General features: G+C 38.5%; 25 protein-coding genes and 1 riboswitch. Of the genes, 16 read left to right on the forward strand and 9 right to left on the reverse strand.

All coding sequences use genetic code 11. From position 1 onward, the window contains the following. Positions 1-33: 33 nt before the first annotated feature. Entirely contained in the window at positions 34-597 is a 564-nt protein-coding gene (locus AC4NPH_RS00145) for a YdcF family protein (RefSeq protein ID WP_098598654.1), read from the reverse strand. Between the two features lie 147 nt (positions 598-744). Then, a riboswitch (cobalamin riboswitch) is annotated at positions 745-924 on the forward strand. 92 nt (positions 925-1,016) lie between these two features. On the opposite strand from AC4NPH_RS00145, the gene AC4NPH_RS00150 reads away from it, so the two are divergent. From AC4NPH_RS00150 to AC4NPH_RS00160, 3 genes are all read left to right on the forward strand, one after another. Next, positions 1,017-2,543: a cobyric acid synthase gene (locus tag AC4NPH_RS00150; protein ID WP_013057632.1), complete on the forward strand. Its 1,527-nt coding sequence runs from the start codon at positions 1,017-1,019 to the stop codon at positions 2,541-2,543. Positions 2,544-2,748: 205 nt separating this feature from the next. After that, positions 2,749-3,807 (forward strand): FecCD family ABC transporter permease, encoded by a 1,059-nt coding sequence (locus tag AC4NPH_RS00155; RefSeq protein WP_013057631.1) that lies wholly within the window; start codon positions 2,749-2,751, stop codon positions 3,805-3,807. Then, complete coding sequence (locus AC4NPH_RS00160; protein ID WP_491938526.1) at positions 3,804-5,087, forward strand: ABC transporter ATP-binding protein; 1,284 nt, start codon at positions 3,804-3,806, stop codon at positions 5,085-5,087. Before AC4NPH_RS00155 ends, AC4NPH_RS00160 begins: the two co-directional genes overlap by 4 nt. Positions 5,088-5,104: 17 nt before the next feature. Here the strand turns inward: AC4NPH_RS00160 and AC4NPH_RS00165 are convergent, their stop codons facing one another. From AC4NPH_RS00165 to AC4NPH_RS00195, 7 genes are all read right to left on the reverse strand, one after another. After that, positions 5,105-5,926, reverse strand: a complete 822-nt coding sequence (locus tag AC4NPH_RS00165; RefSeq protein ID WP_061859289.1) for a hypothetical protein — start codon at positions 5,924-5,926, stop codon at positions 5,105-5,107. 44 nt (positions 5,927-5,970) lie between these two features. Beyond that, positions 5,971-6,396, reverse strand: a complete 426-nt coding sequence (locus AC4NPH_RS00170) for an Hsp20/alpha crystallin family protein (protein WP_013057628.1) — start codon at positions 6,394-6,396, stop codon at positions 5,971-5,973. Positions 6,397-6,484: 88 nt separating this feature from the next. Next, positions 6,485-6,988 carry an Hsp20/alpha crystallin family protein gene (locus tag AC4NPH_RS00175; RefSeq protein WP_013057627.1) on the reverse strand — a complete coding sequence of 168 codons (504 nt, stop codon included), beginning with the start codon at positions 6,986-6,988 and terminating at the stop codon, positions 6,485-6,487. Positions 6,989-7,039: 51 nt separating this feature from the next. Continuing rightward, positions 7,040-7,282 carry a spore germination protein gene (locus AC4NPH_RS00180; RefSeq protein WP_013057626.1) on the reverse strand — a complete coding sequence of 81 codons (243 nt, stop codon included), beginning with the start codon at positions 7,280-7,282 and terminating at the stop codon, positions 7,040-7,042. A gap of 103 nt (positions 7,283-7,385) precedes the next feature. Then, positions 7,386-7,628 (reverse strand): spore germination protein, encoded by a 243-nt coding sequence (locus AC4NPH_RS00185; RefSeq protein WP_013057625.1) that lies wholly within the window; start codon positions 7,626-7,628, stop codon positions 7,386-7,388. A 143-nt stretch (positions 7,629-7,771) separates the two neighbouring features. Continuing rightward, positions 7,772-8,551, reverse strand: coding sequence for an STAS domain-containing protein (locus AC4NPH_RS00190; protein ID WP_013057624.1), 780 nt, complete (start codon positions 8,549-8,551; stop codon positions 7,772-7,774). A gap of 183 nt (positions 8,552-8,734) precedes the next feature. Further along, entirely contained in the window at positions 8,735-9,940 is a 1,206-nt protein-coding gene (locus AC4NPH_RS00195; protein WP_429582209.1) for a TcaA 3rd/4th domain-containing protein, read from the reverse strand. Between the two features lie 198 nt (positions 9,941-10,138). Here AC4NPH_RS00195 and AC4NPH_RS00200 point away from each other — a divergent pair, with 198 nt between their 5' ends. From AC4NPH_RS00200 to AC4NPH_RS00215, 4 genes are all read left to right on the forward strand, one after another. Continuing rightward, positions 10,139-11,284, forward strand: a complete 1,146-nt coding sequence (locus AC4NPH_RS00200) for an acyl-CoA dehydrogenase family protein (RefSeq protein WP_053487415.1) — start codon at positions 10,139-10,141, stop codon at positions 11,282-11,284. Between the two features lie 90 nt (positions 11,285-11,374). Next, complete coding sequence (locus tag AC4NPH_RS00205; protein WP_013057620.1) at positions 11,375-11,929, forward strand: GrpB family protein; 555 nt, start codon at positions 11,375-11,377, stop codon at positions 11,927-11,929. A gap of 15 nt (positions 11,930-11,944) precedes the next feature. Beyond that, the gene (locus AC4NPH_RS00210) at positions 11,945-12,877 is read left to right on the forward strand and encodes an alpha/beta hydrolase (protein ID WP_029322535.1); all 933 of its coding nucleotides are present in this window, start codon (positions 11,945-11,947) and stop codon (positions 12,875-12,877) included. A gap of 130 nt (positions 12,878-13,007) precedes the next feature. Next, a complete protein-coding gene (locus AC4NPH_RS00215; protein ID WP_081252147.1) occupies positions 13,008-13,208 on the forward strand; it encodes a hypothetical protein in 201 nt (66 codons plus the stop codon). A 6-nt stretch (positions 13,209-13,214) separates the two neighbouring features. Here the strand turns inward: AC4NPH_RS00215 and AC4NPH_RS00220 are convergent, their stop codons facing one another. Beyond that, the gene (locus tag AC4NPH_RS00220; RefSeq protein ID WP_013057618.1) at positions 13,215-13,367 is read right to left on the reverse strand and encodes a YflJ family protein; all 153 of its coding nucleotides are present in this window, start codon (positions 13,365-13,367) and stop codon (positions 13,215-13,217) included. Between the two features lie 149 nt (positions 13,368-13,516). Here AC4NPH_RS00220 and AC4NPH_RS00225 point away from each other — a divergent pair, with 149 nt between their 5' ends. From AC4NPH_RS00225 to AC4NPH_RS00265, 9 genes are all read left to right on the forward strand, one after another. Further along, positions 13,517-14,380 carry an alpha/beta fold hydrolase gene (locus AC4NPH_RS00225; RefSeq protein ID WP_029322532.1) on the forward strand — a complete coding sequence of 288 codons (864 nt, stop codon included), beginning with the start codon at positions 13,517-13,519 and terminating at the stop codon, positions 14,378-14,380. Positions 14,381-14,815: 435 nt separating this feature from the next. Then, positions 14,816-16,159, forward strand: a complete 1,344-nt coding sequence (locus tag AC4NPH_RS00230) for a hypothetical protein (RefSeq protein WP_014459522.1) — start codon at positions 14,816-14,818, stop codon at positions 16,157-16,159. Positions 16,160-16,266: 107 nt separating this feature from the next. Continuing rightward, complete coding sequence (locus AC4NPH_RS00235; protein WP_491938527.1) at positions 16,267-17,229, forward strand: class F sortase; 963 nt, start codon at positions 16,267-16,269, stop codon at positions 17,227-17,229. Positions 17,230-17,459: 230 nt separating this feature from the next. After that, positions 17,460-18,998: an AbgT family transporter gene (locus AC4NPH_RS00240; protein WP_170959527.1), complete on the forward strand. Its 1,539-nt coding sequence runs from the start codon at positions 17,460-17,462 to the stop codon at positions 18,996-18,998. A 265-nt stretch (positions 18,999-19,263) separates the two neighbouring features. Then, positions 19,264-20,490 carry an ammonium transporter gene (locus AC4NPH_RS00245; protein WP_013057612.1) on the forward strand — a complete coding sequence of 409 codons (1,227 nt, stop codon included), beginning with the start codon at positions 19,264-19,266 and terminating at the stop codon, positions 20,488-20,490. Between the two features lie 14 nt (positions 20,491-20,504). Further along, entirely contained in the window at positions 20,505-20,867 is a 363-nt protein-coding gene (locus AC4NPH_RS00250) for a P-II family nitrogen regulator (RefSeq protein WP_013057611.1), read from the forward strand. Positions 20,868-21,343: 476 nt separating this feature from the next. Continuing rightward, complete coding sequence (locus AC4NPH_RS00255) at positions 21,344-22,519, forward strand: branched-chain amino acid ABC transporter substrate-binding protein (RefSeq protein WP_097813015.1); 1,176 nt, start codon at positions 21,344-21,346, stop codon at positions 22,517-22,519. Positions 22,520-22,600: 81 nt separating this feature from the next. Then, on the forward strand, positions 22,601-23,587 hold the full coding sequence (locus AC4NPH_RS00260) for a branched-chain amino acid ABC transporter permease (protein ID WP_014459527.1): 987 nt from the start codon (positions 22,601-22,603) through the stop codon (positions 23,585-23,587). A 9-nt stretch (positions 23,588-23,596) separates the two neighbouring features. Continuing rightward, entirely contained in the window at positions 23,597-24,886 is a 1,290-nt protein-coding gene (locus AC4NPH_RS00265) for a branched-chain amino acid ABC transporter permease (RefSeq protein WP_098196659.1), read from the forward strand. Positions 24,887-24,888: the final 2 nt, after the last annotated feature.

Below are 24,888 nucleotides of genomic sequence, written 5' to 3' on the forward strand. Positions count from 1 at the left end.
CGTGTTTTTCGTTTGTATAGGCGTGTACTCTATTTATTTATCAAACAGCCATGTTTTTAATATAGCAGCATACTCACGAAAGTAGGCTTGAAGTTTAATTGAATTTGGTGTCTTTGCGCCTAAAGGATAAACATCAAAACCTTGGCGCTTGGCAATAATAGAAGCGCGAAACAAATGAAAATCATTGCTAACAAGCACGACTTTTTTGTGTTGAATATCAACTTTCTGTTTAGTAAAAGTAAAATTCTCAAAAGTAGAAGTTGACTGATCTTCTTTTATAATTCGCTTCTTTTTAATTCCTTCTTTCCGCAGAAAACGATAGGCTGCCTCTGCTTCAGAAATTTCTTCATCGGATCCTTTTCCGCCCGTTACGATAACTTTTGTTTGTTGATGTGCTTGTAAATAAGATAAGGCCGTCTTTACTCGTTCTTTTAAACTAGGAGACATTTGATCACCATCTACTTTAGAACCTAAAACGAGGACATAATCTGCGTTATGTGGAACAGACTTGTGAGCAGTTTGATACATACAAAAAGATATAATTACTATATAAAGAACAAGCGAACCAATAAAGGTATAAATCATTTTTTTCTTCAACTGTGAGCACCTTCCTAGCTATTTCATAAGATGTTTGGAAAATAATTGTTATTATAGCATACGAGACCCAAATAAGTATAAGCACAGTAATATATAATAATAGAAGAAAATCGTTATTGTGAATGGTTATAAAATTCGTTACAATAAAGAATAAATGATTTTAAAAGTGCCTCTAAGGAGGATAATAGGGAAATCGGTGTAAATCCGGTGCAGCCCCCGCTACTGTAAATGTGGATGAACCTGCAAAGACCCACTAGTCAAACTAGGAAGGGTGCAGAAGTAAAATGAAGCATAAGCCAGGAGACCTGCTTTTAAAAACCCCTTATTTTTCGGTGGGAGAAATAAGTCAAGACAATGTGTTAATGAGCGCATGACCAAACCTTGACTTTTACAGTTAAGGTTTTTTTATGTGGTAGGGAGTGGAAAAAGTGAAAAAAGGAAAACCGCTTATGATTCAAGGAACGCACTCAGACGCTGGAAAAAGCATGATTGCTACAGCATTTTGCCGTATTTTTAAAGAAGACGGCTATCAAACTGCACCGTTTAAATCGCAAAATATGGCGCTTAATTCATACATTACAATGGATGGAAAAGAAATTGGCAGAGCGCAAGGAATTCAAGCAGAAGCAGCTGGAGTAGAAGCAACAACCAATATGAACCCTATTTTAATTAAACCAACTCGTGATCATGAATCTCAAATTGTCGTTCACGGAAAACCGCTACGTAATATGTTTGCTTTTCAGTATCGGCAAGAATTTTTTAATGAAGGTTTAAACGTTATCACGGAAGCTTATAAAGAGCTTGCCAGTCATTATGATCGAATTGTGATTGAAGGCGCTGGAAGTCCTGCTGAAGTCAATTTGAACGATCGGGAACTCGTAAATATGCGCGTTGCAAAAATAGCCCAAGCGCCTGTTGTGTTAGTAGGAGATATTGATAAAGGAGGAGTTTTTGCGAGCCTAGTGGGTACTCTTCAATTGCTTCCAGATGAACACAAGTCTAGAGTTATCGGGGTGTTAATTAATAAATTCCGAGGAGATTTAGAACTTTTAAAACCAGGTTTGAAGTGGTTTGAAGAATACACGGGTGTTCCGGTTCTAGGAGTTATTCCTTATATGAACAACGTGGAAATTGACGCGGAAGATTCGTTATCACTTAGAAATTACTCAACGCTTGTGAATCCGTTAAAAGAAATTGATATTGCGGTTATCTCGTACCCGCGCATCTCAAATTTTACAGACATCGATCCTTTAAGCTTAGAAGAAGACTGTCACGTGAGGCTTGTAACCAAGCCGTCGCAATTAGGTACGCCTGATTTAATTGTTTTACCAGGAAGCAAAAATACGATTGAAGATGCTCAGTTTTTACAAGAAAGCGGCCTGGCTCTAGCCATTAATCAAGTTTTGAACACAACGAACGTTCACGTCATTGGCATCTGCGGAGGATATCAAATGCTAGGGGAGACAATTACAGACCCTGATGCAGTAGAATCTCGGATTGAATCCATTAAAGGGCTGGGCTTGCTTCCGGTGGAAACCGTTATGACAACCAGCAAAAAAACAGAAAGAGTTTCTGGGTATGTCCAGCTAGAAAGTGAAAGAGTTTCGATTGAAGGCTACGAAATTCATATGGGAAAGACGATTTCTAAGAGCACCACGGAAGCTTTTGCAGTGGTAGAGCATGAAAAAGAAGGAACGGTTAAAGACAACGTCATTGGCACGTATGTTCATGATGTGTTTCATAACGATGCTTTGCGCAGAGCTTTGCTTAATCAAATTCGTAAACATAAAAAATTGCCGCCTATTACGGACACATTCAACAGTCGCCTGCAAAAAGAGGAGTCTTTTTCAAAAGCAGCAGCATATGTGAGAGAAGCCGTAGATATGGAAAAGCTGTATCATTTAATAGACAACTATAAAAGCCCGGAGCAAACACAAAAAGTATAGCTTGTAGGGGCTTTCGCTTGTTTTTTTACCGAGAACTTTAGTACGCTATTCTACGTTGCCTAGTTCAACAGTCTAGCACTCGTAACAAATAAAAGATGATTGTTTCCAACTTAATGCATGGTGGAAGCATGGTTTATGGACAGGAAAATGAATGGTTAATGTAATGTAAAACATCACGCCTCGTTTCCTAGAGGAGCTGAACGTATTGATTTTTAAACGTATTTTTTTTAACAAAGCATCTATTTTATACATAGTCAGTTTATTTATTGTATGTACTTCGGTAATTATGGGCGTATTTATTGGTACAGTTTCGTTAACCGTAGGAGATACAATCAAAATTATTATTGGCCACCTTACCGGGCTATCCTTATATCACGGTCCGGAAAACATGGATTTAATCATTTGGCAAATTCGTTTTCCAAGAGTACTGGTGGCATTTTTAGTAGGAGCTTCGCTTTCAATAGCAGGAGCTGCCTTTCAAGGGCTATTAAGAAACTCTCTTGCCGATCCTTATACGATCGGGGTTTCCTCAGGTGCAACCCTTGGCTCTGTCATGGCAATTTATTTTCATTGGAGTATTTTTGGTTTGTCTATCTTCACGCTGCCTGTAGTCGGCATTGTATCTGGTTTTATTACTCTTCTTTTAGTTTTTGGTATTACGAAACTCGCAAGCGGCAATTTGGCCAATGAAACCATCATCTTAGCGGGGATTATTTTATCATCCTTTATGAGCGCGCTTATTTCATTAATTGTGGCTCTTTCTCCCGAAGAAGATGTAAGGCAGGTTTTATACTGGCTAATGGGAAGCGTATCAATGAGAGGATGGTCTCATATTCAAATTTTAGGGCCGTTCTTTTTGATCGGTACAATTATGCTGTTGTTACATGTAAAAGAGCTGAACGGCTTAGCATTTGGCGATCAATCTGCTCAGTTTATGGGAATAGACGTAAAGAAGAAAAAAAGAATGATTTTAATAGGGGCATCCGTATTAACAGGGGCTGCGGTATCAGTATCTGGGGCAATTGGATTTGTTGGCTTAGTTATCCCCCACGTAGTGCGTCTCGTAGCGGGAGCTAATCATAAGCATGTACTGCCGCTTTCTATTTTAATTGGAGGAAGTTATTTGGTTTTAGCAGATTTATTGGCACGAACGATATTAGAACCTCGTGAATTGCCGATTGGAGTCGTAACCGCCTTAATTGGTTCGCCAATTTTTACCCTGCTCCTTGTAAAAGAACGTATGCGGAAGAGAGGAATATCATGATTGAACTATATAATGTGACAGGAGGATACGATAAGCAGCAGCCAACCGTTCGTGACATCACGTTCACCGTAGACAAAGGTTCTTTTGTCGCTTTACTAGGACCAAATGGAAGCGGGAAAACAACGCTTATTCGCTTAATTATGAATGTATTAACCATTCAATCAGGAGAAGTGAAGGTGGAAGGAAAGTCAGTGAAGGCTTATTCACCAAAACAACTGGCGCAAAAAGTTGCAGTCATGACGCAAGAAAATCAAATTGGGCTAGAATTTACGGTTCAAGAAATTGTTTCACTTGGACGTTACCCTTATCAGGCAAAAGGATTGTTTAGCACTGTATCAGCACAGGATGAAGAAGTGGTGGAAAGCGTGATGAAATTAACAAACGTCTGGCACTATAGAAATCATACTTTTCAATCGCTAAGCGGTGGAGAAAAACAGCGGGTTTTACTGGCTAAAGCACTAGCGCAAGAACCTGACTACTTACTTCTTGATGAACCAACGAATCACTTAGATGTAAAACATACAATGGAACTGCTTCAGCTGTTAAAAACTTTACAGCAGGAAATGAGCTTAACGGTCCTGGCCATTTTGCATGATCTCAACATCGCCTCGCTGTTTGCAGATAATGCCGTGTTGCTGAAAGATGGAAGAGTAGAAGAAACTGGGATGGATGCCATTTTTCAGGATGCAGCTACGTTAAAAAGAGTATATGGGGTTGATTTGCATGTATTTCACCATCCCGCTGTGAACAAGCGACAAATTGCTTTTGTGCCGCCGTATCAATATCCAGAGACGGACTTCCATGAGTTGTATCAGTTACAAAAGGAACCGGGCAACCTATGTTTATCCTTTGTTCGTCCTTTGAGAACTCTTTCACTGGGTTCAAATGAAACAGGTCTAGACTGGTGTCAAGAAATTGTTCAACAGCAAAGCAGTGCTAACGCGGCGTGGAAATCTGCGTCTTTATATAGTCATGAAATTCGCTTAAAAGACGATAAAGGTTACTCGTGGCTGGCTGTGCTGACACATGGACAAAAAGAAAACGAAGTAAATATTGTTCTACTAACAAATGCGCCGCTTTCGGACGGGAACTTACTTCATGCTGCGATGAAGGTAATTGAGTACCGAGCTTTCTTAGGAAAAACAGGACGTATTGTTGTAGCATCATCTCATCATAAAGAAGAAAATCAAGAAGAAATTTCAGAGTTCTTGATGGAACGCCTCCAAAAAGAATTACAACTATTTATGGAAACAAAAATGACCGACAGTTGCTTTAAATAAGCAGTAGCGGTCATTTTTTATTCTTCGGAGTGATCATCAGACTTTTCTGTTTCACCTCCTGAACTCATCGTTGTCTCAGTTGTATGTTCATCAATCTTTTTTTCTTTTAGCTTAACAGAAAACAAGTCTTTGACTTCTTCATCTACTTGATCAGAGTCAGCGCTGTAAGTGGTGCCGATGTTTAAGTGACCGGTCAAATCTTTAATGCCTAGCTGGCCGAAATTATTACTAAGATCAATTTTGTCTAACAATACTTTTTCGACCATGATTTTTTCAACAACAATGGACTGCTTTGGCTGAGTTACTTCATCAATCTTTTTGTCAAGAGTTTTCACCATCTCATATAAGGCTGTATTGGACGATTCTTCCTTTAACGCAGAGAGCTGATTTTGAATAGCTTCGAAATTAGGAGCTGACTGCATAGCCGAGAGTAAATGAGCTGTTTGCTCGTGCAGTTGAGACAGTGATTGAATAAGGTGAGCTGATTCATTTAATTGCTGATGAAGCTCTTCTATTTTAGGGATCGCGTCGGTTAAACGCGTCACTTGATCAATAATTCCCTGCAGGTTCAGCGCTGAATCTGACGAAAGAGCAGGTTTTGTGAATTCAGCTTCAGCAAAGGTTTTAGGCTCCATTTGGCTAGGCAACTTCTTTGGCTGTTGAGGGGGTTTTTTTAGATTAGACTGTTTTTTAGCTTTCATCTTTTCGGGTAATTCTTTCCGCTTTTGATTAGAACGTTGGTCTATGGGACCTGCTTTTTTTTGAGTTGGAAGGGAAGACGGATTTATTTTACGGACTGTTTCAATTTTAGGCGATTGTTTAAACCACTTAGAAAACATGAAATTCCCTGCCTTTCATGCTACGTATAGTTCTGCACAATAAATTACAAATCAAATTTCACATGCAAAAGACCATCTTTAAATGATGCGTGACACGGCGCTTCCCCTACAGCAGGCGGAAGGATGATTGATCGTTGAAACGTTCCTTCACGTCTTTCTTTGTGAAGAACATTTGCATCCTTCACGGTTAAAAGAGATGAACCGGATATGTGTAAAGTATTTTCGTGCATGGTCAATTCGACATCTGTTCGTTTAGCACCGGGTATTTCAATTACAACTAACAGCTGATTTGCCCATTCATATACATCAATTAAAGGATAATCTCGATACTCATTTACAATTTGAGGAGAAGCATCTGCTTCCGTATCATTCTGTTCTTCATGATCATCATCAAAAATCTTTTCCCAAAATTTCGTATGGTTTTCTTCTTGTAACGTTTCTGCCCACTTTTTAAATTTTCCATGATTCATATTTGTCACCTTCTTAAGAAAAATAAAACAAGGCCTTTTGCAGCTTTCTATTTTATATGTATGCATGAAAACAGAAAAAAACGTCCACTTAATCTAAATCGTGGACGTCTATTTGAGACATAGGAATATTAACATGTTTAGGCATCCGGATTTCCAACACTCCGGAACGATAGATGGCGCGTGTGCCTTTTTTACGAACCGAACAAGGAAGCTGAATTTCTTCTTTGAAGGATTCTTCTCCATCTATTCCTTCAATCGTACACACATATGGCGTATGATAGACTTTAATGCTTGATACAATATCGCGGTTAGGGATTTTTAGCTGTACAATGCATTCATCTAATGTATTGATGACGTTTGAATCAAATCTTCTTGGCTTTTGTCCATGACCTTCAGTTCCCATATCCTGCTGTTCTTTCATCATGTCTTGAGCTTGCTTAAAGAATTCATTTCCTTGCATAAAATCCGGAAAAGAATGGGACATCGTAGAAGAAATCATTTGCTGAATATACTTATTCATGTCTTTAGATGCCATTCCTTTTGGGATATTTTCCATCATTCCTTTAAAGGGAGATTTTCCAAATGGAAACATATTTACACACCTCCTTGTAATGTGCCAAGTAAAATGCCAAAATTGTTAAAGCTAAATTTGATTTCCAATTGGAGCTGAAGGGTTTGCAATTTGATCTTGATCGCTTACATCAGGATCTAACACGCCCGTATTCATTTGAGAGCAAGTAGGAGAGAAGTTACCTAAAGAGAAATTCGCGCCGTTAAACTTTGAGTTCGCCGTGTGACTGTTTTGAATGGTGGAACCAAAATCAATATTTGCGTTTTGCGTGACACCGTTTGTTACGATATTAAAAACGTTAATTTGAAGAGGCATAAAGAGACTCCTTACTGTTTTTATTCATTCCGCTCTGACTATCGCGTTAAGAGAGAATGTATTCACCGTTTGTCGTCATGCTGTTGACAAGCATTGCCCTATATCACTGCTGATAACCATTGACATGATCAACGTTTGCAATATCTGTTTGGTCATTTGTATCAGGATCGATATAAATGTTTCGCATTTTCGAGGAAGCAGGTGAGACATCGCCATAAGAAGAGTTCGTACCAGTGGATTTTGAATGAGCCGTGTGACTGTTATGGAGTGCTTCGCCAATATTGACAGAACCGTTGCTTGAGATACTGTTGATCTTTAAATTATAAATGTTAATAACACTTGGCATACGCTCTCACCCTTTTCTATGGTTGATTAATGTATCCTATGATGATAAGTGCCTAAACGTTCACAATTCCTCATAACTAAAATCGCCTTTTCCGATTGAAGGAAAAAGCGATTGAGAGAGGATTACTTAATGATATGATGGGCTTATGAAATGGGTGCAATACGATAATTCTTTTTTTCTAAAATGTAAGAGATGCTTTGTTGGACAGTGGAAAATGTTCGCCAATTAAACTGAGAATCTACAAGCGAAAGAGCCATTTTTGAAGAAAGACCAACAATAAGGCAAGTGGTACCAATCAAACGCAAAGCATCGTGAAGCGTGTTAATATAATAACCGTGTTCTTCATCTAACGAATGAAGGGAAGATAAATCAATAAGCAAATAGCGCGCCTGTTCTTTTACAACTGCCTCCAATACCGTTTCAGTTAGCTTCTTTCCACGTTCTATATCCATCTTACCGGTAATGGGCACAGCTAAAACCTCGTCCCATATCTTTAATAAAGGCGTGGACAAATCCTCAATTAACCGTTCTTTTTCAAGCTCTGCTTCGGCTTGATCTGTAAAGTCTAATAGCATAAGCAAGTAGCCATAACGCTCGCCGTCTTTTGTATCAATAGGGTGAATCACAGCTTCTGCTACGTATTGACTGCCAATCGTTATACGCGTTCGGTAGGTTGTATGAAGAGAGGTGAGTAATTTTTCCGCTTCTTCAGAATTGGAATGAAAGAAGTCCATATGCTTTCCAATTAACTCTTCGATATGAGATAACTGGTAGATTGGGAGTACTGGCTGGAGTGTTTCAATTGCTCTTGCATTCATCCACTGCACACGATAGTCTTTATCTGCAATGATCATGGTTTCTTGAATATTTTCTAAAATCAAATGTCCATTAAGCTTTTGTGGAAGTCGTCCAATTCCATTCATTCTCCATCTCTCCTTATGTGTGTATTAAGTTTATGTACATCTACTTTACATTTTACAGTGAAAAGAATGAAGAAGGCTATAAGAAATTTCTTAACGTGTATAGGGATCATGGTATGTAAAAAAACGTAGGAGTAAGCACTCGCTTCAATCAAAAAACTCCCCTGTGCAAAAGGGGAGTTCACCTTACTCATATGATTTAATAAAATCAACGTTGTATTTTTCAACGCTTGATAAGTAGGAATCTCTAAATGATGAATCAGGCGTATACCATGACTTTTCATAAAAATAGGCTTGAAGATCTTTCGATTTAAATACATACCCATGCCGCGCATAGATTTCATTTCGAGCTAGCCTTAGTTCACTCGAGCTCAAATTGCTAATATCTCTATAGCTTAATTTGTAAGAATCCGAACCAGGAAGAATATAAGAGCTTGAAGTAGCATAAGAGCGCGGCCCAGGCACGATCACTTCTCGTTCTTTTATGACGGTTTTTTCCTTTTCGACGGGCGGCGTTTGTATATTTAACATAATACTTTCTTCACTTTGAATAGTGTAGGGACTGCTTTTGAACGTTGTGCCGTCTTTTTGCACTTCAGCATGAACAGTGACGCTTCCATCCGTGGCAACAGGCCCTATTTGTGATGAGCTATTCACCTGCAGTCCCGTGCTTTTTCCATTTACGAATAAAATAGCGTCATCTCTATTCGATGAGATTGTAACGTAAGCCCCTTTAAATACCACAGATATATTTTCTTCTTTTTGCCGGTGAAAATTTACAGTGGTTTGGTCTGTAAGTTTTCCGTAAGAGCTTTCATAAGAAGCTGTAAGCGGGTAATTTCCAATCATAAAAGGCCCTATTTTTTGCGTTTGATTCTTGGATATCGATTGTTTTGTATCATTGACTGTAACCGTTGCATCCTCTGGCGTGGTGAGGGAGATATAATATGATGACGGCACAACCACGTACTGTTTTTTGAAGAGTAGTGAATGTTTCTGTTCTTTTATTGTGAAGTAGATACTCGATTTATTTTTTAAATCATTTTCAACGTCTCGTAAAATAGAACCATCGGAAGTTGCATCTAACAGTGCTTGAATAGATGTGTCATTAATAACTATAGTAGACTGCGAAGAGTCTAATAACTCTCTTAACACAGCTGTATCTTTCGATTCTAATGCCTCAATAAAGCGGTCAGCCGTCTTTTCTTCTGAGCCAGAGAAAAAGAAATAAAATACAAAAGTTAAAAGAAGTATAAGCGCAATACCCTCGCCAATATACCAGCTCTTTTTATGCTTAGCTGCAGCTGGCGACACGGTGAAAGAAAAGCCGCAGTTATTGCAAAATAATTGGTCTGTGCTTGCACTGGCCCCGCATTTTGGACATTGATTCATTCACACCATTCCTTTCTTTTCATTCCATTAAATGTATGGAACGTGTAGGTAAAACAGACCATTAAATTGGAAAAAGAATAGATTCAACAAGAAAGATAAACACACCAAACATGCACAGAAAAGGTGAGGTATGCTATGATAAGAACTATATATTAATCCGATAGGGACACTCTGTCATATAAAAAGGAGATGAAGCAAATGAGTGTTTCATTTGTAAATAAAAATCAAGAGTCTACGTATGAAAAATTGCTGCCTCTAGTCGAAAAATTTAAGAAACGAGCTTTTAAAATAGATGAAGAAGGTACGTTTCCCTTTGAAAATATTCAAGAGTTAAAAGAAGCGGGCTATACACGTCTTTCTCTCGAAAGCAAATATGGCGGAAATGAATTACGCCTTTATGATTTTTTATTATTTCAAGAATTAATTGCTCAAGGAGATGCTTCTACGGCTCTTAGTATTGGATGGCATATGGGGATTACAATGGACTTGCGTGAAAAACAGCCTTGGAATCAGCAAATCCTCGATTTTATTTTTAAAGAAATAGAAAAAGGTGCACTTATTAACACCGCTGCTACTGAACCGAAGACAGGAAGTCCTACTCGAGGAGGAAAACCGGAAACGACAGCCGTAAAAACAAAAGAAGGCTGGCGAATCAACGGCCGAAAAACATTCACCACGATGTCTCCAGTGTTAAATTACTTTTTGGTAAAAGCAAGCATTGAAGGTGAAGAAGAGATCGGCTTATTTTTAATTCCTCGTGAAACAAGCGGACTTTCAATAGAAGAAACATGGGATATGATTGCAATGCGCGGGACAGGAAGTCACGATCTTGTGCTAGAAAACGTCGATATTAAATACGACTTTCTTGTTGAACGCCTCGGTGGTTTTAAAAAGAATGAGCCAAGCGGCTGGCTTCTTCATATACCAGCTTGCTACATGGGTACAGCCATCGCAGCAAGAGATTATGCTGTCGCATTTGCTACAGAATATTCGCCTAATAGTATTGAAGGGACGATTAGCGAGTTGCCAAATGTGCAGCGTTTAGTAGGAGAGATGGAACTGGAACTCATGCAGGCGCGTCACTTTATGTACAGCGTGGCAAGTAAATGGGATGAGACCAGCGACCGAGCAGCATTAGCGGGAGAGTTAGCAGCTGTCAAACACGTAGTGACCAATAGTGCCTGTACGGTTGTTGACAAAGCCATGCGCATAGTAGGAGCACGTAGCTTGCAGCGCAGTAATCCGTTGCAGCGCTATTATAGAGACGTGCGTGCCGGGCTTCACAACCCTCCAATGGATGATATGACGATTGTTAATTTAGCGAAGCAGGCGTTTACTAGATAAAACTTAATAACATGTTAAATGATGAAAAACTGCTTATTATAGGCTATTCTATAATAAGCAGTTTTTTCGTTGCAAGAGGAGGAATTGAAGATGAAGTCCGTAAGAGAAATTCAGCTGACACCCTATAATATCGCGTGGGAAAAGGAATTTTCAAAAGAAGCTGCCACCTTAACAACTATAATGTCAGCTCAAGTTTTAGAGGTTCATCATATCGGAAGCACTGCTGTTCCCGGCTTAAGCGCAAAACCGATTATTGATTTACTTATTGAAGTGAAAGATATAAAGAAAGTAGATACATATAATCAGAGGATGGAACAGCTTGGTTACGAAGCGAAAGGTGAAAACAGCATAAAAGGAAGACGATACTTCCAAAAAGGCGGAAATGAAAGAACGCATCATGTTCATATTTATGAAAAAGGCCACCCAGAAATTAATCGGCATATATGGTTTCGAGATTATCTGCGTACTCACCCTGATACAGCAAAAGAATACGAAACGTTGAAAATAGAACTAGCGCATCGCTATCGCTTTGAACCAGAAAAATATGTGGAAAATAAAACGAATTTTATTCATAAAATAGATGGGCTAGCTTTAAAATGGAGAAAGGGAAGCAGCAATAAGAATAGGAAAGATGATCTTAGATAAAAAGGAGGAACGAGTTTGACTCCAGTTCTAAATCGACAGACAAATACAGGCAAAAAGAAAAAAACAATATGGATCAGTCTGATATCCTTTGTTATTCTTTGTTTTGTACTTTGTACGGCAATTTCTCTTTATGTAGGCATAAGCCTGACAAAACTAGATAAAAATTCTGCTGTGAAAAATCCTGGTGATTACGGCATGCACTATAGCAATCAAGTATTTTTGAGCAAAGACGGAATAACCCATTTAAAAGGATGGATGATTGAACCAACGGAGCAGCCAAAAGCGACCATTATTATGTCACATGGATACGGAAATAACCGTGAAGCACAAGGAGCTGGCTTTCTGCCCCTGAGTAAAGAATTTGTAAAAGCGGGATATCGGGTAGTCATGTTTGACTTTAGAGATTCAGGAGACTCAGAAGGAAATCAAACGACGATTGGTGTAAAAGAACAGCTCGATTTATTAGGCGTTATTCAGAAAATAAAAGAAACAACAAAAGAGCCAATTGTGCTCTACGGCATTTCAATGGGAGCAGCCACTTCTTTATTAGCAGCTTCTCAAGATGACGACATAAAAGCAGTGGTAGCCGATAGTCCTTTTAGTGATTTAACCTCTTATTTAAAAGAAAACCTATCTGTATGGTCTCATTTACCAAACTTTCCGTTTACACCGCTGACAATGGCCATTCTTCCTGTTATTGCAGATGTAAATCCTGCTGAAGCTAGTCCCATTAAAGCGGTCGAGCATATTTACCCTCGACCAATTTTATTTATACACAGCACAGGAGATACAAAAATTCCTTACACTGAAAGTGAAAAAATGGCTAAAACGCACCCGGATGCTTTTCACTTCTGGAAAACTGATAAAGCAGAACACGTTCAAAATTATCATGTATACAAAAAAGAATATGTAAAGCGCGTATTATCTTTTATTGAGCAATCGCTGTAAAAAAAAGAGGCTGGGACAAAAATATTTTAGACGAAATGTAAAACGAACCATTGATCAAGACTTTTGATTAGTGGTTCGTTTTTTTTGTTAGGACAAACGTAGATTTCATGTGTGTAAATCTTTCTAGCAGTTGATTGGAGGGCAAGACGAAGACTCCTGGGGGAAAAGCGGAACAGGTGAGACCCCTCAGGAGCGAAAGCGACGAGGAGGCTCAGCGGCCGCCTGCGGAAAGCGAAGTCTTGCACGGAAATCAACTGCGGTGTCTCAAGCAGTTCAGCTCATATATCCCATTTGTTCATCTTTAGATGGGATTCATTTCGTTATGTCTTAACCTCTTTTAGCCGTTGATTTTACCTTGTTCTATAAGCTCAGCATATAAATTACGAAGAATGTAGGTTTTATAACTTTCTAGCTTTCTTCCATCAATTTTAGAGATATTGGCCGCTTTTAACTGCTGAACAAACCAGCCCTTTGAATAGATATGAGCCATTGTTAATCACTCCTTCAAAAAGATCCACTCTAAATAATTAACTATATTCATACAAGGAACTAAAAAGAAGTGAACGAAGCAAATGAATTGACGTTCATTTTTCACAGCGTTATACTGCTCTACAGCTACATAAAAGGAGGAAATGAACAATGAGTAAACAGTATATAAACGTAAATGGCGTTAATTTGCACTATATAAGCAAGGGACAAGGAGAGCTTATGCTATTTCTTCATGGGTTTCCTGACTTTTCGCATATTTGGCGACACCAGATAGACGAATTTTCTAATGATTTTCATACAGTTGCTTTGGATTTAAGAGGATATAACTTATCTGAAAAGCCAAGCGGACTAGAATCATACGAGATTGATGTATTAGTAGAAGATATTCGCCAAGTGATTGAAGGTTTAGGATATAGCTCCTGCACGCTAGTTGTACACGACTGGGGAGCAGGAATTGGGTGGACATTTGCTTATCGCTACCCGGAATATGTACAAAAATTAATTGCTTTTAACGGTCCGCATCCTTATACATTTATGCGTGAGCTTAGAACAAATAAAAATCAGCAAAAAGCAAGTGAGTATATGAAATGGTTTCAAAAACAAGAAGCACAGGACTATATGGAACGAGACAACTTCTCAGGTTTGCGTAAGCTTGTGATCGACCCAGGTGTAAAAAAAGGATATCTAACAGCTGATGATGTTCAAGCATACATGAACTCTTGGGAAAATGGCTCTGTGCTGTCAATGCTAAGTTATTACCGCAATTTAAAGATTTTTACAGAAGAAGAACTTCAAAGAAAATCTTTGTTTCCGTTAGAAGAAGAAGTGTTAAACATCCCGGTACAAATTATTTGGGGAAATCAAGATCCTACTTTTATGCCTGAAAACTTAGATGGTATTGAAGAATATGTACCAAACATATCTGTTCACCGATTAGCTGAAGCATCTCATGCTCCTCAGCATGAAAAGCCTCAAGAAGTAAACGACGTGATGTGGAATTTTTTAAATAAGTAAAGAAAAAAAGAAAGGTTTCCTCTAGAAACCTTTCTTTTTCTTTTGAATTTAAAATAATTTTTTAAAAAGTGATCCAACAGAATAAGGTGATCGTTAGGTAAGTATAAAAGGAAGGAATTCTTGAAAAAAGGCGGGTAAAAACTTTTTAAAAAAAGTGATCTATCTGAACAAAGCGTCCGTTAGATAAGTAGAAAGGGAAGGAATTCTTCAAGAAGATGACATTAAAAAAATTTTTTAAAAAAGAGTGATCCAACGTCACTCAGCAATCGTTTAGTAAATAGAAAGAGAATACTTCCTAAAAAGGATCATTAAATGTGAGGGAACATGAAAGTTTAATATATAGAATATTCAAAATGTTCAATCTATTTAATGATTTAAGATGTAGTAAGAATGAAAAAAGTGGCGTACATCAACTAAAAATGAGGAGAGTGGAAAATGATGAAATTAAGTAAAAAATTAATGATCCCTGTACTAGGAGCTTCACTATTGATGCCGACTATTGCAAATGCAGAGGAAGCAAAACCAACGGCAGTAACAAAAGCTTCAGATCTACGAGCGAACTTAGACTACTTATTATCTGAACACTTTACGCTTGCCGTTGCCGCTATGACAACAGCCTATGACGGTTCTAAAGATGCTGACGCTGCGTTCAAAGCACTCGATCAAAATGCCGTCGACATGGAACCAGCTATTGCTTCTATCTATGGTGATAAAGGAGCGGCTGAGTTTGAACGAATTTTTAGAGAACACAACAATTACACAGATGATTTTGTAAAAGCAACAAAAGAAAACGACAAAGAAGCCATGGCGGAAGTAGATAAAGAAGTAGATCAATTCGTGAATGAATTTGCTAAATTTCTAAGCACTGCTACGGAAGGTAAACTACCTGAAGATGCAGCAAAAGAAGCGCTTCGCGTGCACGAAGATCAAGTAAAAGAAACGTTTGAAGATTATGTAGAAGGTGACTATGAGGCAGCCGCGAAGACATACCGCGAAGGATATCAGCAGATGTTTGCAATTAGTAAAGCGTTATCAAATGCAATCGTAACGCAAATGCCTGATAAATTCGACAATACGAAAGTAGATACACCAGCAGCAGATTTACGTTCTTCATTAAACAGCTTAGCAGCAGAACATTTTGCTCTAGCAACAATGGGAATGGAAAAAGGGTTTAACGGTTCAAAAGATTACGACTATGTTAGCTGGTTAGAAAATGCCAACACAGCAGATTTTAAAGCTGCAATTGGCTCAGTATATGGCGATGAAGGAGCTGCACAATTCGAAAAAATTTGGCAAGGAGATCACATCAATGCCCAAGCTGAATTAGTAAGTGCACAAGTAAAAGGCGATGAAGCAGGAGAAAAAGCTGCAAAAGATAAGCTCCATAAATTCGCGCAAGAATTTGGTACATTCTTAGGAACAGCAACAGATGGAAACCTTCCAACTGCAGACGCACAGGCAGCTATAAAAGCACACGAGGATACGGTTATTAAAACATTTGAACAATATGCATCCGGTGACTACGCTGGAAGTTATGATACGTATCGTGAAGGGTATAAATTAATGTTTGGTGTTGGCCAAGCTTTAGGTGAAGCAATCGTAAAACAAAACCCCGATAAGTTTGCTGAAACAGCTATGCCAACAGATATGCCGAAAACAGGTATGGGCGGGGCATCTGAATCAACGATGAATCCACTAACAGCGATCTATATTGCACTAGGTTCGTTAGCTGTGTTAACAGCTGGAGTTATTTTACGCAAGAAACCAGTAAGCAAATAATATTTTTTCTCCTTTTCCTTATGAATTAAAAGTCAAGAGTCCTGAAAAAAAGAAGAGAGGCTGTTCTCTCTTCTTTTTTATAAACAGCTGTGAAATGAGGTGACGATGTGAAAAAAGCGATTGTTCTCGCCTACTGTATATTAAGTTTAGTCCTGCTTGTTAGCGGCGGACTATATTTTAAAGAACAAATGGTAGAAGCAAAAGAAACAAAGCAACAGGCTGCAGCTAAGCAAAAAGAAAAAGAAGCACAATCAAAGGATCTAAAAAGCCGGGTAACGCTTGAAGAAGAATTTGCTGTACTAAAAAAGCATAAAACAGAAGCCAAACAGTTAAACAAAGAATTCAAAGGAATCATCCCTGAAAAAGTGTCCATTCCTGCTGTTCATGTGGAGGCTTCAATTGGACAAGTAGGATTATTAGACAGCGGTGAAATGGCAGCTCCATCTACAGAAAATGGAGTTGCTTGGTTTGAACCAGGAGCTAAACCTGGCGTAAAAGGAAATGCTGTATTAGCAGGACACGTAGACAGTAAAACCGGCCCTGCCGTCTTTTACAACCTAAAAAACTTAAAAAAAGACGATGAAATTACCATAAGAGATGCACAGGGGACCACACTTACTTTTGTTGTTAAACGTATAAAAAGCTATCCGCGAGATAAAGCACCTCTAAACGAAATTTTTGGGTACAGCAACAAACGTAATTTAAACCTAATTACGTGCACAGGCACGTTTGACCGTGCGGAAGGAACCCATCAAGAGAGGTTAGTTGTCTATACAGAACTAAAAGCTGACCAAGCAAAAGAATTGGAGCGTGAAGCAACTGCACCACAACCTCCTACACATGTAAAGATGAGCGGTAATTTGCTTACGTGGTACGCGGTACGAGAAGGTAATATTATCGGCTACCGAATTTATAAAAAGAATCCAGGCGGAACATTTGTCCATATTGGCAGCGTTTCGGAATTTGAGCGAAAAAGCTTTGCTGACTCCGACGCATCTCAAGCTCGTTACTATGTAACAGCTGTTAATGAGTCAGGAAAAGAGTCCGCTCCGTCTAGTATAGCGAAATAACAAAAAGCTCTCTTCAAACGGAGGGCTTTTTGTTATTTTTGATTGTCGATTAAAAAGATATCTTCTGCCTTTCTATTTATCTAAATGCTATTAGTTTTAATAGATAAATAAAAATTCCTTAAAAATAATACTTGAATAATGTAAATATTCAGATTATTATGTACTAATAGTCTTTTTTGGTAATTAAAAGGAAAAATCTAAAAAATTCTAAACGGAAAAGGAGAGAAAGTATGGCACAACCTAATTTGCAAACAGAGCAAAAATCGCATCCAACAACCTTTCTAGACAAACTATTAGGAAGGGTAGAAGCAATCGGAAACAAACTACCTGATCCTTTTATTTTGTTTGTATGTCTAGCGCTTATTATCGTAGTAGCATCTGTTGCTATTAATAGTATGGGAGTAACGGTGGTCCATCCCGGTACTAATAAGACTCTTCCAATTAAAAGTTTGTTGTCGCATGAAGGCATTCAGTATATCTTAACATCGATGCTGACCAATTTCACTGAATTTAAGCCCCTAGGACTTGTACTTGCTATGATGCTTGGAGTCGGACTTGCAGAAAAAGTAGGTCTGCTTGAAGTGGCCATAAAGAAAACGATTTTGAATGCTCCAAAAGCTCTTATTACATACGCCATCATTTTTACAGGAATTATGGCCAACTTAGCGGCAGATGCTGCTTTTGTCATCGTGCCTCCGCTTGCCGCAATGATTTTTTATACAGTAGGAAGGCACCCGCTTGCTGGATTAGCAGCAGGATTTGCTGGGGTGGGATCAGGCTTTACAGCGAATCTTATTATATCCGGAACCGACGGATTGTTATCAGGCATTTCTACTGAAGCTGCTAAAACAATTGACCCAAGCGCTGCTGTCAGTCCTGCAGCGAACTGGTATTTCATGGCGGCTTCTGTATTTGTTTTGACCGTTATAGGGGCGATCGTCACCGAAAAGATTGTAGAACCTAGGCTGGGCAATTATAAAGGGAAAAAACGCAATGATTTTGGTGAAATTAGTGAGGCAGAAGCAAAAGGATTAAAAAACAGTATCGTTGCTACATGTATTTATGTCGCTGTACTAGCTGTTTTCTTATTTTGGCCCAACTCTCCTCTACGAAATGAAGACGGTGGAATTGTTCCATCTCCTTTTTTAGATGGTATCATTCCGATCACGCTGCTGTTTTTTGTGGTAGTTGGCTCTGTTTACGGAATAACAGTAGGGAAAATCAAAAGTTCTAGAGATGTACCTGCTTATATGACTGATTCGATGAAAGATATGGCTAGCTATATTGTTCTTATTTTTGCGGCTGCTCAATTTATCGCTTACTTTAATTGGACTAATATTGGAACGTGGATTGCAGTAGAAGGAGCGGATGCATTAAAAGCACTAAATCTAACTGGACTTCCAGTTGTGGTTGGTTTTGTATTTTTAACTGTTGTTCTAAGCCTTCTTATTTTTAGCGGCTCCGCTCAATGGGCGCTAGAAGCACCTATTTTTATTCCATTGTTCATGCTGTTAGGATACAACCCTGGATTTATTCAAGCAGCATACCGAATAGCGGATTCTTCCACGAATGTAATCACTCCTTTAAATCCATACATGATTGTTATTTTAGCCTTTATGAAAGAATACGAGCCTAAGGCAGGACTTGGCACAATTATTTCACTTATGCTTCCTTATACTCTAGCTTTTTTAGGAATTTGGATTGTTATGTTGCTTATTTTTGCAGTATTCGGTATTCCTCTAGGGCCTGGTGTATATATGTATTTGTAAAGAAAAATCCTCTTCTACTCCAAGAAGAGGATTTTTTATGTCAGAAATTCTAACACAAACAAAAAATAGTTCAGCTTATGTGTACATAGGAGAATACATAAGAAAAAGAAAACAGTATAAAAAACAAAAGTTTTCTGAATAAATTTGCAAAAAGTAGTTGCTAAATACATATAAATCAAATATGATAGTAAACATAACAATAGATGTTATATAATCTAACATTAAATTTAGGGGTTATTTATTCGTACTTAAGGGGGAAATCATCATGCAAATGGGCGATTCAGTATTTATGTTTTTTTCAGCATTATTGGTTTGGATTATGACACCAGCTATTGCATTGTTTTACGGGGGCATGGTTCGAAGTAAAAACATGTTAAGTACCGCGATGTATAGCGTAGGTTCTTTAGCTGTTATATCTGTTCTTTGGATAGTGGCAGGCTATTCGTTAGCTTTTTCTACCGGTGGCAATGCTTTTATTGGTAACTTGGACTGGGTGGGATTAAAAGGAGTCGGGTTCACTCCAAACGGGGACTACAGTGCTACGATCCCGCATAATATGTTTATGATGTTTCAGCTGACATTTGCTGTACTAACAGTAGCTATTATCTCTGGAGCTTTTGCAGAGCGCATGAAGTTTTCAGCATTTATCTTATTTGCTATCCTATGGTCATTATTTGTATATGCACCAGTAGCACACTGGGTTTGGGGAGTTGGCGGATGGCTTCGTGAACTAGGAGCTATTGACTTTGCCGGAGGAAACGTCGTTCACATTTCATCAGGTGTAGCAGGATTAATTCTAGCTCTTGTTGTTGGAAAACGAAAAAATGCCGATGCCGCAGCACCTCACAATTTACCGTTAACTCTTTTAGGCGGAATGCTGATTTGGTTCGGGTGGTTTGGTTTTAACGTTGGAAGTTCTTTAACTATTAACAGCGTTGCAATGACGGCTTTCATTAACACGAATACAGCGGCAGCAACAGGAATTATCGGCTGGCTTGTAGTAGAGTGGATTATCAATAAAAAACCTACGCTGCTTGGAGCCGTTTCGGGAGCGATTGCTGGACTTGTAGCTATTACACCAGCTTGTGGATTCGTTACACCGTTTGCCTCTATTGTAATTGGTTTTATCGGCGGAGCAGTTTGTTTCTGGGGTATCTTCTCACTTAAAAAGAAAATCGGTTACGACGATGCGTTAGATGCATTTGGTCTTCACGGTATTGGGGGAACATGGGGAGGTATTGCAACAGGTTTATTTGCCACAACTTCTGTAAATGACGCCGGTGCGAATGGTTTATTCTACGGAGATCCAAGTCTACTTTGGAAACAGCTGGTGGCTATCGTAGCAACGTACCTATTTGTCGGTATTGCTACCTTCATTATTGTTAAAGTGGTTGGATTAATCGTATCTCTGCGTGCGACACAAGAAGAAGAAACGCTTGGGCTTGATATTACGCTGCACGGTGAAAGAGCGTATCACGAATCAAATATGTAAAAGGGGTGGACACAGTGAGTGATGTTTTAACAAAAATTGAAATTATTACACGCCCTTCAAAGTTTGAAGAGCTTAAGCAAGAACTGGCGAAAATTGGCGTTAGCGGTATTACAGTTACGGATGCACTGGGGTGCGGGTTGCAAAAAGGCATTACGGAGCTTTATAGAGGCGTTAAAAAACAAGACAATATGCACGCACGAATTAAAGTAGAAATTGTGGTGTGCGAAGTTCCGGTATCTGACGTTGTTGATAAAGCAAGAAAAGTACTAAATACAGGTCAGCCTGGAGATGGGAAAATATTTATTTATGAATTAAAAAATGCGATTAAGATCCGAACAGGGGAAGAAGGATCACAGGCATTACGAAATAATAGTTAAACTTAGGGAGAAAGAGAAAACAAAGGGTCATATAAAAGGTGCATACTATGCACCTTTTTTTAGGTTGAATAGTTACACGGCATGTTTCCTTACGGTGACATGCTTTTTTGTTATATATATAGCCAAAAAGTATATCGCAAAAAATAAGTGAATATAATTAAAATTATTTTTATAAAATTAAGAAAATTATAAAAAATGTGTCATTGTTACTGACAAATTTGGTGAAATACTGCTGTTTATCCTTTTATAATAGTAAAAAATAACTATATTTTTACTTTTATTAGTTTCTCTTTATATATGAGAGCAAATCGATTATGAAAGGATGTGAAAAAAGATGTACATAAACAGCAAGCTGTTTCACCGTTTTCAGAAATGACATTTGTTGCAAAGATAAAAAGCGTTCTAGACGCGAACAAAGGGAGGAAAAATCGTTATAAAAGACTAGCCGCTATTAAGCGTTTTATAACGATTACTACATGCTAAGTAAAAAAATGTTATCTATTTTAGCAACAACGGTCTTATCGGTAGGGTTTGTAGCTGGCTGTGGGAGCAACAGTACATCGGGAGAAGATAAAGGCAGCAATGTTATAAAAATTGCTACGCAAAGCCCTTTGTCAGGAGGTAGTGCGACGTTAGGTGAAGCAATTAAACTGGGAGCTCAGCTAGCTCTTGATGAAGAAAAAGACACGTTTAAAAAATTAGGATATAAACTTCAGCTTGTACCGTATGACGACCAAGGCGACCCGAAAAAAGGCGTAGCGAACGCTCAGTTAATCGGATCCGATAAAGCCGTCTATGGAGTGATAGGACATTTAAATTCAGGGGTTACCATTCCTTCATCTGAAACGTATGAGAAATATTCAATTCCAATGATTTCTCCTGCAAGTACAGCAACGGACGTAACAGACCGAAAGTTAAAAACGGTTAACCGCATTGTAGCGCGCGATGACTTCCAAGGGCCTGCAGGAGCTGAATATGCTGTTAAAGAGTTGAAAACAAAAAATATTTTTGTCATTCAAGATAAAACAGCTTACGGACAAGGGCTTGCAGATGCTTTTAAAACAGCAGCTGAAAAAGAAGGAGCAAAAATTGTTGGATTTGAAGGAATTACGGTTGGAGAAAAAGATTTTAACGGTGTGTTAAATCAAGTCTCTAAAGAAAAGCCGGATCTCGTTTATTTTGGTGGTCTTTATGCAGAAGGCGGACTTTTAATTAAACAAGCTCGTGACAAAGGAATTACCGCTAAGTTTATGGGAGGGGATGGCTTAGACTCATCAACTTTAGTTGATATTGCCGGAGATGCTGTAAAAGATACATATCTTACGTCAGTAGCAGGCGATGCTTCCAAGACGCAATTCGCTAAAAATTATGAGAAGAAATTCAATAAAAAAGTAGAGTCATATTCTGTATACGGGTATGATTCCATGAAAGTTATGCTTCAAGGTATTCAAAAAGCAATTGAAGACAATGATAAAAAGCTTCCTTCTCATGAAGCAGTACGTGACGCCGTACGCGGTATTACAGAATATAAAGGAGAACTTACGCAGGTAGGATTTGATGAGAAAGGAGACAATAAATACGCTAAAATCTTTATCTATAAGTTTGACGCTCCTTCGTACCCAGCTAAATTAGAAGGAGAAATCTCACAGTAAACCTTAGAAAAGAAAGGTATGGATGTTCCGTACCTTTCTTTTCTTAAAATCGATTTTATAGGACGAAAGGGACGAGGTTATATGTTTGCTCATATTATACAAACACTGCCGCAAGTGTTAATTGACGGACTAACATTAGGAGCTGTATATGCAATTATTGCCCTAGGTTATACGATGGTATATGGCATTTTAGAACTCATCAATTTTGCACACGGCGAAATTTTTATGTCAGGCGCCTTTATCGGAACCGCTATTTTAATAGGGTTAACAGGCGTAGGTTGGATTGCAGCTTTTCCAGCTGTTGTGACGTTAATTTTAGTTCTTCTTATTACGAGCGTTGCGACTGGGTTTCTTGGTATGGGAATTGAAAGAGTAGCTTACCGCCCCCTGCGCAAGTCTTCTAAACTAATTACACTTATTACAGCTATCGGAATGTCGTTTCTATTACAGGATTTTGTGCGCTTCATTACGGAACTTAAGAATGGTAACTATATTGTTAATACCCCTGCTTTATTTTCAGGAAAAGTATCGGTTAGTGCTTCTTCTCTTTCATCATCATTTGATGATGCTACATTTAAAGTAACGTTTATCGTAGTGTTACTTGTTGCTTTTTGTTTAATGATCGGACTTGAAATTTTCGTCAATCGGACCAAATGGGGAATGGCAATGAGAGCTGTAGCTCAAGATCCCGATACAGCTTCATTAATGTCCATTAATGTAAACAAAGTTATTTCTCTTACTTTCTTTATTGGTTCGGCTCTAGGAGGCGCGACCGGTGTGTTATTTGCGCTTCATTACGGAACAATTGATCCTTACATTGGGTTCATATTAGGATTAAAAGCTTTTACAGCAGCTGTTTTAGGAGGTATAGGCAATATACGAGGCGCAATGTTTGGAGGGCTAATGCTTGGCATTCTTGAAATGTTTGCAGCTGCGAATTTATCCACAATCACCGGCAATGTTTTAGGAGCAGAGTATAAAGATGTATTTGCATTTGCCATTTTGATTTTGGTGTTAATTTTTAAACCAGAAGGCTTATTTGGAAAAGCCGTTACAGAAAAAGTGTAGGTGATGAAGATGAAAAAAATAATGAGTAGGCTTGAAGGAAACAAAAAGGCGCAAATCATTCTATTTTTTATATATATAATTGCAACAAGCGGTAGTTTAATGCTTGCCCAAAAGTCCGTTGTCGCATTTTTACTTCTTTTATTTTCATTATTACTTCTGTATTTTATGTCTCTTTCTACTAAATTAAAATGGCTAATAGCAGGGGTCATTTTAATTGTGCTGCTTCCTTTTTCAGCTAGCCAAGGCCCTGCTTATGAATCCTATATGGAAGTATCTACACTAGTAGGCATCTATATTGCTATGGCACTTGGGTTGAACATTGTAGTGGGGTTAGCCGGATTATTGGATTTGGGATTTGTTGCTTTCTTTGCAGTTGGGGCTTACACGTATGGAATTTTTGCGACCAATCAAGCTGCTAATTTTATGCCTTTTGGTACGTACCCATTATCAGGAGAAAGCTTTTGGTTTTTTATTATTGCAGGGTGCCTAATAGCCGCTTTATTTGGAGTTTTGCTTGGTATACCTGTGCTGCGCGTAAAAGGAGACTATCTAGCTATCGTTACGCTTGGATTCGGGGAAATTATTCGAATTGTATTTAACAATTTGGATAAACCAATCAATATTACAAACGGAGCAATGGGGCTGTCCTCCGTGACGCCGCCTTCTATTTTTGGGATTAACTTAGTATATCCAAGTCAGTTTTATTATGTAGTATTAGTCATCTTAGGGGCGGTTATTTTTATTGTACGGCGATTTGAATATTCTAAAGTAGGACGATCGTGGAAAGCGGTTCGTGAAAATGAAATTGCAGCTCAAGCGATGGGAATTCACCTTGTCAGAACAAAGCTGCTTGCGTTTGCTATCGGTGCCTCTTTTTCAGGCATGATGGGAGTGGTCTTTGCCGCTAAGCAAACGTTTGTTGATCCAACCAGCTTTACGCTGTTAGAATCTATCACGATTTTAGTTATGGTTATTTTAGGAGGAATGGGGAGCGTTCCAGGCGTCATACTTGGAGCGGCGGTTGTAACCATTCTTAATCTTCAAGTATTAACGGAGCTCACCGATTGGTTTAATCAACTGAGTTTAAACGAAGTTATCTCTATACCGGATGCACTTTCGCCAGCTAAAATGCAGCGATTTATTTTTGGCGGACTTCTTATTCTATTTGCTCTATACAGGTCTCAGGGATTGCTTCCTGCTAAACAGCCTACGTTCGATTTGAAAGAGCTGAAAGAAGAAGCGGAAGAAGAAGAAATACAGCCTGTGATTTCAACGGCTGAGAAAAACGTCAATCTATAGAG

Source organism: Priestia sp. MDV22-iso46, assembly GCF_058629175.1.